The following is a 13954-nucleotide window of genomic DNA, read 5'->3' on the forward strand; positions in this document are numbered from 1 at the left end:
TATGCTTTTTTCCCGTAAGTCGGTTTCCAAGCGTCACCTGCTGCTGATCGCGGCCGGTTTCAGCACCGTGTTGACCGGTTGCGCTACGTCGCCTGCGTCCAAGGTCGCGTCGAGCACCAAGGTCGAGTACTACCCCAACTGCTACGAGCCGGTGCAGCATCTGCGTGCCACCGACTCGAACATGACCAAGTCGGTGGTGACCGGTGCCGCCATCGGCGCGGCCGGCGGTGCGTTGCTGGGCGCGCTGACCGGCGACAAGGAAAAACGTGGCCGTAATGCCGCCATCGGTGCTGCCGGTGGCGCCCTGGCCGGCGGCGCGGCGGGTTACTACACCGAACGTCAGAAGCAGATCGCCGATGACAACCAGCGCATCGCCTCCTATGCCGCTGACGTGAATAAAAGCGTCTCCGACATCGACCGCAGCACCGCCTACGCCAAGGCGTCGCAGCAGTGCTACCAGAGTGCGTTCACCAAGCTTGTGGCCGACCGCAAGGCCAAGACCGTCAACGATACCGAAGGCCGCAAGCGCCTGGCGGAAATCGTCTCGGGCTTGAAGGAATCCAATGACCTGATCGTCGCAGTCAACGGCAAAGCCAGCGAAGACCTGAACAACTACACTCAGGCTTACGAAAAAGATCTGCAGCAAGTCGGCGTGCAGCGTGCCGACGTGGTCACCGTGGCCCAGGCCGATGCGGCGCCTGTCGTGACGCCGACCAAGAAGAAAGGCGCGGGCACCAAGCCACCGAAAAAGCCGGTGCTGCCAACCGTGCCGAAAGAAGCGGTCACCACCGAGAAGACCTTGCAAACGGCCCAGGCCAAGCAAGCTGAAAGCAAGCAGGTAGCCAACGCGGGTGATTCCCAGCTCAAGCTCAACTGCACCAACCCGAACCTGGTTGACTGGGCGCCGGTACCTTGCCCTAACGTCTAAGCACTTGTTGCTATAAGCGTTAAACGCCAGCCGATCTGCGCCTAAAGCGCAAGATCGGTGGCGTTCTATTTGCAAATCGTTACACTGCTGCGGCCACTCCAATAAATACACCGAGGCCGTGTGCATGAAATTTCGTCTTCTTCTGTGGGTGCTTGGCCTGATGATGGGCAAAGCCAGCCGCACCAATCCCGCCTTCCAGCAGCAACTGGGTGACAAAGACCTGGCCTTCCAGCTGCAGACCCTCGACGGCAAGGTTGCCCGTCACTTCATTGTCAAAGACCAGCGCATCACCAGCCGTTCAGGTGTTCACCCTGAGCCTGCCTTTGCGATTGCTTTCAAGGATGCCGCCTACGGTTTTGCCACGATGCAGGCGAAGAACAAGCAACTGGCGTTCATGACGGGGATTCAGGACAAGTCGATTCAGATCAAGGGCAACCCGGCGCTGGTGATCTGGTTTCAAGGGCTGACCAAGTATTTGAAGCCGAAGAAAAAGAAGTAGGGTTTTCAGGTATACCGAGTTGGATTCATCGCAGGCAAGCCCGCTCCCACAGTCTGGCTGCGTTCCAACGCTGGAACTCGGTCAACTGTGGGAGCTGGCTTGCCTGCGATAGCGGTTTATCAGGTGAAAGATTTAGCCCTGGCTGAACTGCGATGCCAACTCGCGCAACAGCACCTCGGCATCCAACACCTTGGCGACCACTTCCTCAGCTTTTTCCCGGCTCAAGCCCAAACGCTCCAGCAACGCATCCGGAATCGCCTCATCTGGCCCCGATCCAATCCCCCGGCTACGCAACAATCGCACCGCCAGACACACCAAGTTCGGATACTCGGCATATTGCCCGTCATAGGTCGGATCGTGCTGAAAGCGCAGGGCTGTGGACAGTTCGTCCGGCATGTCCCAGTAGCGCATCAGCCACGCACCAATCTGTTCGCGGCTGATCCCCAGCAAATGTTGCTCGACATAGCTGTGGCACAGGTGCGGGTTGACCTCCAGGTGTCGGCAGATCAGCGAGAAATGCGGTGGGAACACATGGGCCAGCAGCAGGTAGCCGAAGTTGTGCAACAGCCCGGCCAGGTAGGTCAGGCCGGCTTCCGGGCGCTGGGCACGGGGCATGGCGCGGGTCAGCCCCTCGATCACGGCAGCGGTGTAGATCGACTGATGCCAGTACGGGGTGGACTGATGCGGACGGTCTTTGGGCAGGCTCAGGGTTTTGCCCAGTGCCAGGCCGAGCGCCAGGTTGATCACCAGATCGAAGCCCAGTACGCGCACGATGGCGTCTTCGACTGAACGGATCTTGCCCGGCGAGGCGTAGTAGGGCGACGCGGCCCAACTCACCACCTGGGCGGCCAGCGCCGGGTCGGTTTCCACCACGCCGGTGATGTCATCGATGGTGGCGTTGGGATCTACGCGCAGCTTGATGATCTTTTGCGCCGTGTCGGCCAGCGGTGGAATCTCGATGGTCGCTTCCAGGCGTTGCTGAATGCGGCGGGCGGTGAACGCCTGCATCGCCTGGGTGATTTCCTCGCGGTCATCATTGGGGCGGTCCAGGTTCGGGCGAATGTTGCTCAATGGCTCGCCGAACTGGGCGGCACTGGCCTTGGTGAGCAGGCTCTTGAAGGCGTCACTGGGGATTTCCAGCAACAACCCGGCTTCGCCCGAATGCACCAGCAGGCTCGGCTCGTTGAGCAGGCTGCCTTCATACAGGCAAGGTGAACTGGTGAGCGGCGGCAGCCCGGGCAGCAGGCTCAGGTCATGCTTGCCAAGCATACGCTCGACCCGCTCCGGGGCTACGGCCGTGAGACGGCGACCAGTGAGTTCGGTGAGGCGGTTGAGGTCAAGCAACTGGCTTTGAGGGAACAGCACCATGAGTGCACCGACCGCATCCTCAAGCAACACCGCCTGGACCTTTCGCGCAGGGTTCAGGCCCGCGTGTTCGGCGACTTCCGTGTAGGGGACGGCGAGCTTTGCGAGCAGCGCCCGAATGACCGGCGGGGCGGTCAGTGGGGCTGTGGCGAGGGCAACTTCTGACATGGCCTGATCCAATTTCTTACAGTCATTGGAGTATAACCAGCTTGATACGGGTGATGGTCGGATAAGTGCGTCGGGCGTCACACTTGGCCGTATTGCTGCCCGTGCCGCAGCCAGCGATCCAGCAGCGGGCTGACATGTTCGGGCCAGCGTTCCAACAAGGCTTGCGCGGCGTCGCGCACAGCAGGCAACAAGTCGGCGTCACGCATCAGGTCAGCGACCTTGAATTGCAGCAGACCGGTCTGGCGTGTGCCGAGCATTTCACCCGGGCCGCGCAGTTCGAGGTCTTTTTCGGCGATGACAAACCCGTCGTTGGTTTCGCGCATGATGCCCAGGCGCTGGCGGCCGATCTGCGACAGCGGCGGGTGATACAACAGCACGCAATGGCTGGCAGCGCTGCCCCGGCCGACCCGGCCGCGCAATTGGTGCAGTTGCGCCAGGCCCAGGCGTTCGGGGTTTTCGATGATCATCAGGCTGGCGTTGGGCACGTCCACGCCCACTTCGATCACCGTGGTAGCCACCAGCAATTGCAGGTTGCCGGCCTTGAACTCGGCCATCACTGCGGCTTTCTCTGCCGGTTTCATGCGGCCATGGATCAGCCCGACCTTGAGTTCGCCCAGGGCGCTGGTGAGGTCTTCGTAAGTGGTTTCGGCGGCTTGGCAGGTCAGCTCTTCGGACTCTTCAATCAAGGTACAGACCCAGTACGCCTGCCGGCCTTCGGCGCAGGCGCCGCGCACGCGCTCGATCACCTCCACGCGCCGGGTGTCGGTGACCAGCACGGTGTTGACCGGCGTACGCCCGGGCGGCAATTCATCGAGGATCGAGGTGTCGAGATCGGCGTAGGCGCTCATGGCCAGGGTGCGCGGGATCGGGGTGGCGGTCATGATCAACTGGTGCGGGTTCATGCGCCCGCCCACGCCTTTCTGGCGCAGGGCCAGGCGCTGTTGCACGCCGAAGCGATGCTGCTCGTCGATGATCACCAGCGCGAGGTTCTTGAACTGCACTTCGTCCTGGAACAGCGCATGGGTGCCCACCACCATCGGCGCGCCGGCAGCGATTTGCTCCAGGGCGCTCGCACGGTTCTTGCCTTTGAGCTTGCCGGCCAGCCACGCCACTTCCAGGCCCAGCGGCTCGAGCCAGCGCTTGAAGGTGATGAAGTGTTGTTCGGCGAGAATTTCTGTCGGCGCCATCAGCGCGACTTGGTAACCCGCCTCCAGTGCTTGCAAGGCGGCGAGGGCGGCGACCACGGTTTTGCCTGCGCCCACGTCGCCCTGGATCAGGCGCAGCATGGGTTCTTGCTGGCTGAGGTCGTAGGCGATCTCATTGCCCACGCGCTGCTGTGCTCCTGTCGGCGCAAAGCCGAGGTTGGCCAGGTATTGCGCGGGCAGCCGCGTAGCCTTGGGCATCGCCGGCGCACGCAGGGAACGCATGCTTTCACGCAGGCGCTGCTGGGACAGTTGGTGGGTCAACAGCTCTTCGAAGGCCAGGCGATGCTGGGCCCAGTGATGGCCGAGGGCGAGTTCGTCCACATCGGCATCAGCGGGCGGGTGATGCAGGTAGCGGATCGCATCGGCCAGGGGCGCCAGTTGATAGTCGCGGGCCAGCTCCAGGGGCAGCCAGTCGGGCAGGCTTTGCGGGCCGAGCATGGTCAGGGTTTGCATGCACAGTTGGCGCAGGCGTTGCTGGGTCAGGCCCTCGGTCAGCGGGTAGATCGGCGTGAGGGTGGTGTCCACCGGTGGCGGTTCGTCGCCGGTGATGGCGCGGTATTCCGGGTGGTAGATCTCCAGGCCCGATGCACCGGGACGTGCCTCACCGTAGCAGCGCACACGGGTGCCACGCTTGAGGCCTTCTTTCTGCGCGTTGCTGAAATGGTAGAAGCGCAGGCTCAAGCCGCCAGTACCATCCTGCAGGCGCACCACCAGGCTGCGGCGCTTGCCCATCACCACGTCAGCGCCGCTGACAGTGCCTTCGACCACCGCATCCTGGCCTGGGCGCAAATGGCCGATGGGCACGACGCGGGTGCGGTCCTGATAACGCAGGGGCAAGTGGAACAGCACGTCCTGGAGGTTTTCCAGGCCGACCTTGGCCAACTTCTCGGCCATGGCGTCACCGACACCCTTGAGTGCCGTCACCGACACCTGCGACAGCTCAGTCATACGGTTGCTTAGCTCGCAGCGGGCGGCTTGGCCACCGAACACAGGCGGATCGAGTCGGCGAGGATCTCAATTGCCTTGGGGCGTGGGAAGCTGGCGCGCCAGGCGATCGCCACGGTACGGAACGGCACCGGAGGCGTGAGTGGGCGAACTTCGATCACGCCTTGAGCGTAGTGATGGCTGTCCACCGCTGACAGCGGCAGGATCGAAATACCCAGGCCGGAAGCGACCATATGGCGAATGGTTTCCAGGGAGCTGGATTCCACCGTGGTGTGCTTGGCGCCGTCGTTGCCCTTGGTCAGGGTCGGGCAGGCTTCCAGTACCTGGTCGCGGAAGCAGTGGCCTTCGCCGAGCAGCAGCAGGCTCTTGTCGTTGAGCAGGCCGGCATCGATGGTGTCCTTTTTGGTCCACGGGTGCGAGGCCGGCATCAGCACGTAGAACGGCTCGTCGTAGAGCGGCAGGGTCAGCACGTCCGCCTCGTTGAACGGCAGGGCGATGATGATCGCGTCCAACTCGCCGTTGCGCAGTTTGTCGCGCAGCACGTGAGTGAAGTTTTCTTCGATATACAGCGGCATCTGCGGCGCGACGCGGTGCAGTTGCGGGATCAGGTGCGGGAACAGGTAAGGGCCGACAGTGTAGATCGCGCCGACTTTGAGCGGTGCGGTCAGCTGGTTCTTGCCGGCCTGGGCCAGCTCGCGAATGCTTTGCGCCTGCTCCAGGACCTTCTGGGCCTGGGCAACGATGCCTTCGCCCACTGGGGTGAGGCGCACGGCGCTCTTGCTGCGCTCGAAAATCAGCACACCGAGTTCGTCTTCAAGCTTTTTCACGCCCACCGACAGCGTCGGCTGGCTGACGTGGCAACGCTCGGCGGCATGGCCGAAGTGCTGTTCTTGGGCGAGGGTCACGATGTAGCGTAATTCTGTAAGAGTCATAGCGGGCGTCCATGAAGTTGCGGGCCAAGCATACCGGCTGCAATCGATAGACGCACGTTATCAGAACTTTGCTGGGGATTGAGTGGGGAATGTCGGAAATTGTTGTCGCGGTGAAAGTCAGTGCGGGAGGGGGGCAAGCCCCTCCCACATTGCTCCGCTAGCGGCGACGTTTATCGATGTTGTAAACGAAGGGTGCGACCAGTTCGACACTGCCGTTTTTCAACAAGTCGGCTGGCGGTTTGGGCAAGGGTTGAGCCTTGCGGATCATCTCCAGAGTCGCGCGATCCAGGTCGGCGTTGCCGGAGCGGCCTTCCAGTTCGTAGGACAGTACATTGCCTTCGCCATCGACCACGAAACGCAAGCGGTTCATGCCTTCCTTGCCACGTTGCTGGGCGCCCGGCGGGTACTTCTTGTACTTCTGCAGGTGCGCCAGCAGGGTACTTTGCCAGGATGCCTGGGCAGCAAGCTGCTGTGCCGATGGCCCGGGCGCAGGCTGGGCGGATTTTTGCGCAGGCGCGTTGCTCGGCGGCGTTTCGCTTGGAGGCTCCTCGGAAGGTTTCTCCTTGGGCGGATCGGGCTTTTTCTCCACTGGCTTGGGCGGTTGCGGCTTGGGTTTGGGCTTGACCGGCTTGGGCACCTGGATCGTCGGTTTGGGCGCCTCGGCCAATTTCGGCAGCGGCAGCTCCTCAACTGGCGGCGGCGGTGGTGCCACGACCTTGGGCGGTGCCGGAGGCGGCGGTGGCGCTGGCAGCGGCGCCAGGTCGATGACCATCGCGGCAGGCGGTAACTGGATCACCTGCGGCGCGGACCATTGGAGCGCGATGATGATCGCGACGGCATGCACGCCCAGCACGACGGCGAGGCTGGTGCCGTAACGCGTCAGTTTGTGGCGCGTCGTGATCATTTCTTGGCTGCCGTCTCAAGTCCGACCAGGCCTACCTTGAGGTAGCCGGCTGCCCGCAGGGCATCCATCACGCTCATCAGGTCACCGTAGTCCACGCCCTTGTCGGCCTGGAAGAAGATTGTCGTGTCTTTCTTGCCCTGGGTCTTGGCGTCGAGCACCGGCCCCAGGGTTTCAGCCTTGACTTCTTCTTCGCCCAGGAACAGGCGTTGGTCCGCCTTGACGCTGAGGAAAATCGGCTTCTCCGGCCGCGGCGCCGGCTTGGCGCTGGAGGCGGGCAGGTCAACCTTGATGTCCACGGTGGCCAACGGTGCAGCCACCATGAAGATGATCAGCAGCACCAGCATCACGTCGATAAACGGCGTAACGTTGATTTCGTGGTTCTCGACGAGTTCGTCGTCGCCTTGATTCAAATGCAGGCCCATGGCCGATTACCCCACTTTCACCATGTGCGGTTGCGAGCTGCGCTCGGTAGGCAGGTGATCGAGGTCACGGCTGACCAGCAGCAGGACTTCTGCCGACGCATCCGATACCTGAGCCTTGTAGCCGGCGATCGAACGGGCGAAGACGTTGTAGATCACCACCGCAGGGATCGCGGCAACCAGGCCCAGGGCAGTAGCCAGCAGGGCTTCGGCGATGCCGGGGGCAACGACGGCGAGGTTGGTGGTCTGGGTTTTGGCGATGCCGATGAAGCTGTTCATGATGCCCCATACGGTGCCGAACAGGCCGACAAACGGCGCGGTGGAACCGATGGTGGCGAGTACGCCGGTGCCGCTGCTCATGTTACGGCCGCAGGCGGCAACCAGGCGCTCCAGGCGGAAAGCCACGCGTTCCTTGATGCCTTCTTTTTCGCGGGTGTTGGCCGACAGGCGCATTTCTTCCAGCGCGTCGTGCACCAGGGTGTTGGCCAGGGTGCCCTTTTTGGTTGCGGTTTCGCTCGCTTCCTTGAGGGTAGTGGCTTTTTTCAGGTGGACGATTTCAGCGCGCAGACGACGCTTGGCGCCCAGCAGCTCGAAGCCTTTGGCAATCCAGATGGTCCAGGTGATGATCGAGGCGATGGCCAGGCCGATCATCACAGCCTTCACCACTACGTCGGCATTCTGGTACATGCCCCATGGCGACAGGTCATGGGCCATACCCAGGGTGTTGTCTTCTTCCAGCACAACGCCGGTTTCGTTGGCAGGTGCGGCGTCGCCCGTGGCCTGGGCCGGGTCGGTAGCCACTGGAGCAACGGCAGGTGTCGTCGGGGTCGCAGCATTCTGCTCGGTAGCCGCCGGAGTGGCGGGGGCGGTGGCATCAGCGAATGCGGCGGTCGGTGCCAGCAGGACGCTGAACAGCATCGCAGCAATCGCACGCCAGGCGCGGGATGGGCTGTGAGGCTTGGTTGGCGAAGCGGGGGTTGTATTACATGTCATGCTGGCCGGACCTGAGAGAAAAAATGGGTGATCGTCCTTCCAGACCGAGGGGGGTCGAGGACAAATGGGTGGTTATTATTGCAAGTAATTCTTGTTAACTAAAGTGGCACTGTTACTTTATTTCGCTTTTCACTGGCCGTTGATCCACTCGCGCGGCTAATCTGCGCCTTTGAGAATGGAGTTTTATGATGTCTGCGCCTTCTGTTGTGATTGCCGGTTGCGGTGATGTGGGTAGTCGGCTGGCTAGCCAATTGCTGGCCTCGGAATGGGAGGTCCACGGCCTGCGCCGCGATGTTTCACGCTTGCCCGACGGCGTGATCGGCATTGCCGGCGATCTGTTCAAAAAGGACTGTCCGGACACCTGGCCAATCGGCGGGGTGGATTATCTGGTGTACTGCGCCGCTGCCACCGACCACGACGAGGCCGGCTATCGCGCCGCCTACGTGCAAGGGTTGCAGCATGTACTGGAGTGGCTGGACGACTACGGCCAGGCGCCCAAGCATTTGCTGTTTGTCTCCAGCAGCAGTGTGTATGGGCAGCAGAACGGCGAGTGGGTCGACGAAACGTCAGAGACGCAAGCGAAGGGTTATTCCGGGCAGGTGATGCTGGAAGCTGAGCAAGTGGCGCTCAATAGTGGTATTCCGGCCACCATCGTGCGGCTGACCGGGATTTACGGCCCGGGTCGTGAATGGCTGCTGACCCAGGTGCGTCAAGGCTACCGCGTAGCGGTTGACCCGCCTTTATATGGCAACCGGATTCACGCTGATGATGCGGCCGGGCTGCTGGCGTTTTTACTGCGGCACGTAGAGCAGGGCGGTACATTGGACAAAGTCTACATCGGTGTCGACGATGCGCCGGCGCCATTGGCCGAGGTGGTGGGCTGGTTGCGCGAGTACCTGGGTGTGACCGAATGGGCTGATGACGCCAGTGTGCGGCGTGCGGGGAGCAAGCAGTGCAGTAATGCGCGTATCAAGGCGTTGGGCTGGGTGCCGACTTACCCGACTTACCGGGAAGGCTATGCGGCGATTCTGAAAGGCTGAAGCGCGGCAAAAAATGTGGGAGCTGGCTTGCCTGCGATAGCGGTATATCAATCACATCTTTGTTGGGTGTAATACCGTCATCGCAGGCAAGCCAGCTCCCACATTTGGATTTGGGCGAGGCTGTTATTACTTTTCAAGCAGCCATTGGCGCGGGCCTGGGGTAAACGAAGGCACTTCATCGGCCTGGGCGGTGTTGATCGCCTGGAAGATTTCCAGTTGCTCACCCTTGCGTACGAAGATCCATGGGTTGCCCTGGCCGTTCAGTTGCAGCCAGATGCTGTCGTAGCCGCCGCTCATGGAGGCGCAATCACCCGCCAGGCACAGTGAGTAACGGTCAACGCCAGGCAGACCGGCGATCTTGCCGTCAGCCTGGAACTGCACTGTGGCGCCGTTGCCGGTGCCGTCGGTTATCTTCCAGTCGCCGCCCATGTAGGCCGCATACAGTGCCCGTTCGAAGTTGGCACCCAGTGGTGCGCCTTCGGGGGCCGGGTCTTTGGCGCGGGCGAACAGCTGCTCTGGCTCATTGTCGTTGGCCACTTGCAGCAATTGTTTGCCTTTGCGCTTGAGTTCGGTGGCGGAGCTGCCGTAGAAGTCCACGCTCCACGCGCCGGGTTTTTCACCCGACAACTTGCCTTCCGCTACTTCAAAACCGTTGTAGTAGCGCGCCTGCAACGCCTTGGTGTTGACCTCCCACTCAAGGTTGGGGCCATAGGATTGCAGGGCTTCACGCAAAGGGCCGCCCTTGGCTGCCGCGTCGATGGCGGCCTGGTTGATCCAGGTACCGCTTACGTCCAGATCGGCCGGGTTGCTGGCACAACCGCCGAGCAACAGTGCGAGCAACGAAGAGGCTACAAGCGCTTTGCGCATTACGAAATCCTTATGAAGCGAAGCCGGCGCAGCCTTTTGGGGCTGCGCCGGGTGTTTTACTCGATGACCAGAATGGCGTCCATCTCAACCTGTGCGCCCTTTGGCAGGGCGGCAACGCCGATGGCGGCGCGGGCTGGGTAGGGTTGTTCGAAGTACTTGCCCATGATCTCGTTGACCTTGGCAAAATGGCTCAGGTCGGTGAGGAAGATGTTCAGCTTGACGATGTCCTTGAACGAACCACCGGCAGCTTCGGCCACGGACTTGAGGTTTTCGAAGACTTGTACGGTCTGGGCTTCGAAGCCTTCAACCAGTTCCATGGTCTTTGGGTTCAGCGGAATCTGGCCGGACATGTAGACGGTGTTGCCCGCCTTGATCGCCTGGGAGTAGGTGCCGATGGCGGCTGGGGCTTTATCGCTGGTGATAACTGTCTTGGTCATGAATGACTCCTTGTAATGGATCGGTTATGCACGCATACGGGTGATGCGGATCACACCGGTCAAGGCGCGCAGTTTCTTGATCACGCGGGCCAGGTGCACGCGGTCGTGCACACTGACCACCAGTTGGACCACGCTGATGCGACCATCACGTTCGTCCATGCTGATTTTCTCGATATTGCCGTCGGCCGCGTTGACGCTGCTGGCCAGCAGGGCGATCAGGCCGCGCTGGTGTTCCAGCTCCACCCGCAGCTCGACGTTGAACTCGCCGGTGACATCCTTGGCCCACGAGAGCTGGATGCATTTTTCCGGGTTGTGGCGGATTTCGGTGATATTGCGGCAGTTGTCCAGGTGCACCACCATGCCCTTGCCCGCGGACAGGTGGCCGACAATCGGGTCGCCCGGAATCGGTGTGCAACATTTTGCGTAACTGAGCACCAGACCCTCGGTGCCGCGAATCGCCAGCGGGCCTTCCGGGCTCGGCAGTTGTTCGCCTTCGCCCAGCAAGCGACGGGCGACCACGTAGGCCATGCGGTTGCCCAGGCCGATATCTTCGAGCAGGTCTTCGATGGTTTCCTGGCGATACTCATGAAGCATCGCCTGCACGCGCTCTTGCGCAATCTTGTCCAGGGCGCTGTCGAAGCCGTTGAGCACCTTGTTCAGCAGGCGCTCGCCCAGGCTGATGGACTCGGAGCGACGCTGCAGTTTCAGGGCGTGGCGAATATGCGTACGGGCCTTGCCGGTGACCACGAAGTTCAGCCATGCCGGGTTGGGGCGAGCGCCCGGAGCACTGACGATCTCGACCGTGGAGCCGCTTTGCAGGGGCTCGGACAGCGGCGCGAGACGACGATTGATCCGACAGGCAATGCAGCTGTTGCCGACGTCGGTGTGTACCGCGTAGGCGAAGTCGACCGCTGTGGAGCCCTTGGGCAGCTCCATGATCCGGCCCTTGGGCGTGAACACGTAGACCTCGTCCGGGAACAGGTCGATCTTCACGCTTTCGATGAATTCCAGTGAGTTGCCGGCACGTTGCTGCATTTCCAGCACGCCCTTGACCCACTGGCGGGCGCGGGCATGGGTGCCTTTGGGCTGCTCGTCGCCACTGGACTTGTACAGCCAATGGGCGGCGATGCCGTTGTTGGCCATCTCTTCCATTTCGCGGGTACGGATCTGAATCTCGATCGGCACGCCATGCATACCGAACAGCGTGGTATGCAGCGACTGATAGCCGTTGGCCTTGGGGATCGCGATGTAGTCCTTGAAGCGGCCCGGCAAGGGCTTGTACAAATTATGTACAGCGCCCAGCACGCGGTAGCAGGTATCGACCTTGTCGACGATGATCCGGAACGCGTACACGTCCATGATCTCGTTGAAGGCCCGGCGCTTGCCGCGCATCTTCTTGTAGATGCCGTAGATGTGCTTCTGGCGGCCACTGACCTCGCCTTCGATTTCGTCGATTGCCAGGCAATGGCTCAGGGATTCTTCGATCTTGTTGACGATTTCCTTGCGATTGCCCCGGGCGCGTTTGACCGCCTGGTAGATGCGCGCCGAACGCATCGGGTGCATGGCTTTGAAACCAAGGTCTTCGAATTCGATACGAATAGCGTGCATGCCCAGCCGGTTGGCGATGGGCGCGTAGATTTCCAGGGTTTCCTTGGCGATGCGCCGACGCTTTTCGCCGGACAGCACTTCCAGCGTGCGCATGTTGTGCAGCCGGTCGGCCAGCTTGACCAGGATCACCCGAATGTCTCGGGCCATGGCCATGGCCATCTTCTGGAAGTTTTCCGCCTGGGCTTCGGCCTTGGTCTCGAAGTTCATCTGGGTCAGTTTGCTGACCCCGTCGACCAGTTCGGCCACGGTTTCGCCAAATTGCGCGCTGAGCGCTTCCTTGGCAATGCCGGTGTCTTCGATCACGTCATGCAGCATCGCGGCCATCAGGCTCTGATGGTCCATGTGCATGTCGGCCAGGATATTTGCCACCGCAAGGGGATGGGTGACGTACGCCTCACCGCTACGTCGGCGTTGGCCGTCGTGGGCTTGTTCGGCGTAGAAATACGCTCGGCGGACCAGGTTGACCTGGTCGGGGCCGAGGTAGGCCGATAAGCGATCGGCGAGGGCGTCTATGCTCGGCAAAGTGTGAACTCCTGCCGATGACTGTGACCCTGCGCCGTGCTACGTCGACCTGGCATAGGCTTAGACGGCCTCGTTGGACTCGTCCTCGAACGCTGCAAACAGCGGTTCGTCTTCAACGATTTCGGCGTTGGCAATGAACTCGTAGCTCATCAGGCCTTCAGCGATTTCACGCAGAGCTACAACGGTAGGCTTGTCGTTTTCCCACTGGACCAGGGGCTCTTTGCCGCCAGTGGCCAGTTGACGGGCACGCTTGGTAGAGAGCATGACCAGCTCAAAGCGGTTATCCACGTGTTCTAGGCAGTCTTCAACGGTTACGCGGGCCATGGTATTCCTCGGAGCGAATGCAAGATGCGCGCTGCCCGGTTGGGCGAGCGGACTGAGCAGTTTAAAAAATCACCAGCGTTTAGGGAAGCGCTGATTTTTCGCAGGCTCTCGCAAAACCGCTACAAGTGCCAATGTAAGGCCCTTGCAGCGGTTTTGGGAAGAGCCAATCAGCCGAGCAGTTCGGCGAGTAATTTGCCGAAACGCTGCTGTTGACGCTTTTGCTGGAGCTGATTGGCACGGAAAATCGCCTTCAAATCATCCAAGGCGTGGGCAAAATCGTCATTGATGATCAGGTAGTCGTAGTCGACATAGTGGCTCATTTCGCTGACGGCTTCACGCATACGCCCTTCGATGATCTCGTCGCTGTCCTGGCCACGGTTGGTCAGGCGCTGGTGCAAGGCTTCAAGCGACGGCGGCAGGATAAAGATCGAGCGTGCCTTGGGCATCAATTGGCGCACTTGCTCGGCGCCCTGCCAATCGATTTCCAGAATCAGGTCGTGGCCTTCGTCCAGGGTCTGCTGCAGATGACTTTGGGAGGTGCCGTAGAGGTTGCCGAAGACTTCGGCGCGCTCCAGGAAGTCGCCGTGTTCGATCATCTTGACGAATTCGGTACGCTCGACGAAGTGATAGTGCACGCCGTTCACTTCGCCCGGGCGCATGGCGCGGGTGGTGTGCGACACCGAAATGCGGATCTGCTCGTCAGCGTCGGTCAAGGCTTTGACCAGGCTGCTTTTGCCCGCGCCCGAAGGGGCGGAAATGATGTAAAGGGTGCCGGTGCTGTGGGTCATGGAGGTTGCC

General features: G+C 61.4%; 14 protein-coding genes. 3 read left to right on the forward strand and 11 right to left on the reverse strand.

Annotated features, from left to right (window positions below; genetic code table 11):
* Position 1: 1 nt before the first annotated feature.
* Positions 2-928, forward strand: a complete 927-nt coding sequence (gene tagQ, locus E4P00_RS23215; protein ID WP_032878708.1) for a type VI secretion system-associated lipoprotein TagQ — start codon at positions 2-4, stop codon at positions 926-928.
* A gap of 124 nt (positions 929-1052) precedes the next feature.
* Positions 1053-1427 (forward strand): hypothetical protein, encoded by a 375-nt coding sequence (locus E4P00_RS23220; protein WP_032803751.1) that lies wholly within the window; start codon positions 1053-1055, stop codon positions 1425-1427.
* Between the two features lie 132 nt (positions 1428-1559).
* Here E4P00_RS23220 and E4P00_RS23225 read toward each other — a convergent pair whose 3' ends face one another.
* From E4P00_RS23225 to exbB, 6 genes are all read right to left on the reverse strand, one after another.
* Positions 1560-2960 (reverse strand): aminoacyl-tRNA deacylase and HDOD domain-containing protein, encoded by a 1401-nt coding sequence (locus tag E4P00_RS23225; RefSeq protein WP_005792496.1) that lies wholly within the window; start codon positions 2958-2960, stop codon positions 1560-1562.
* Positions 2961-3037: 77 nt separating this feature from the next.
* Complete coding sequence (gene recG, locus E4P00_RS23230; RefSeq protein WP_032881178.1) at positions 3038-5113, reverse strand: ATP-dependent DNA helicase RecG; 2076 nt, start codon at positions 5111-5113, stop codon at positions 3038-3040.
* Between the two features lie 8 nt (positions 5114-5121).
* On the reverse strand, positions 5122-6042 hold the full coding sequence (locus E4P00_RS23235) for a hydrogen peroxide-inducible genes activator (RefSeq protein ID WP_032878710.1): 921 nt from the start codon (positions 6040-6042) through the stop codon (positions 5122-5124).
* Positions 6043-6199: 157 nt separating this feature from the next.
* The gene (locus tag E4P00_RS23240) at positions 6200-6946 is read right to left on the reverse strand and encodes an energy transducer TonB (protein ID WP_005792493.1); all 747 of its coding nucleotides are present in this window, start codon (positions 6944-6946) and stop codon (positions 6200-6202) included.
* Positions 6943-7368, reverse strand: a complete 426-nt coding sequence (exbD, locus tag E4P00_RS23245; protein ID WP_003195519.1) for a TonB system transport protein ExbD — start codon at positions 7366-7368, stop codon at positions 6943-6945. Before exbD ends, E4P00_RS23240 begins: the two co-directional genes overlap by 4 nt.
* 6 nt (positions 7369-7374) lie before the next feature.
* Positions 7375-8358: a tonB-system energizer ExbB gene (gene exbB / locus E4P00_RS23250; RefSeq protein WP_032878712.1), complete on the reverse strand. Its 984-nt coding sequence runs from the start codon at positions 8356-8358 to the stop codon at positions 7375-7377.
* Between the two features lie 188 nt (positions 8359-8546).
* On the opposite strand from exbB, the gene E4P00_RS23255 reads away from it, so the two are divergent.
* Positions 8547-9398, forward strand: coding sequence for an SDR family oxidoreductase (locus tag E4P00_RS23255; protein WP_248133146.1), 852 nt, complete (start codon positions 8547-8549; stop codon positions 9396-9398).
* Between the two features lie 126 nt (positions 9399-9524).
* On the opposite strand, the gene E4P00_RS23260 is transcribed toward E4P00_RS23255, so the two are convergent.
* The 5 genes from E4P00_RS23260 to gmk form a co-directional block, all read right to left on the reverse strand.
* Positions 9525-10265, reverse strand: a complete 741-nt coding sequence (locus E4P00_RS23260) for a hypothetical protein (protein WP_032878714.1) — start codon at positions 10263-10265, stop codon at positions 9525-9527.
* A 56-nt stretch (positions 10266-10321) separates the two neighbouring features.
* Positions 10322-10702 (reverse strand): RidA family protein, encoded by a 381-nt coding sequence (locus E4P00_RS23265; protein ID WP_010566963.1) that lies wholly within the window; start codon positions 10700-10702, stop codon positions 10322-10324.
* A gap of 24 nt (positions 10703-10726) precedes the next feature.
* A complete protein-coding gene (gene spoT, locus E4P00_RS23270) occupies positions 10727-12832 on the reverse strand; it encodes a bifunctional GTP diphosphokinase/guanosine-3',5'-bis pyrophosphate 3'-pyrophosphohydrolase (protein WP_005792489.1) in 2106 nt (701 codons plus the stop codon).
* Between the two features lie 60 nt (positions 12833-12892).
* Entirely contained in the window at positions 12893-13156 is a 264-nt protein-coding gene (rpoZ, locus tag E4P00_RS23275) for a DNA-directed RNA polymerase subunit omega (protein WP_003176920.1), read from the reverse strand.
* A 167-nt stretch (positions 13157-13323) separates the two neighbouring features.
* Positions 13324-13944 (reverse strand): guanylate kinase, encoded by a 621-nt coding sequence (gmk, locus tag E4P00_RS23280; protein WP_003213284.1) that lies wholly within the window; start codon positions 13942-13944, stop codon positions 13324-13326.
* Positions 13945-13954 lie beyond the last annotated feature (10 nt).

Origin of the sequence: Pseudomonas sp. B329 (assembly GCF_023127835.1) — a bacterium.
Classification (GTDB): domain Bacteria; phylum Pseudomonadota; class Gammaproteobacteria; order Pseudomonadales; family Pseudomonadaceae; genus Aquipseudomonas; species Aquipseudomonas synxantha_A.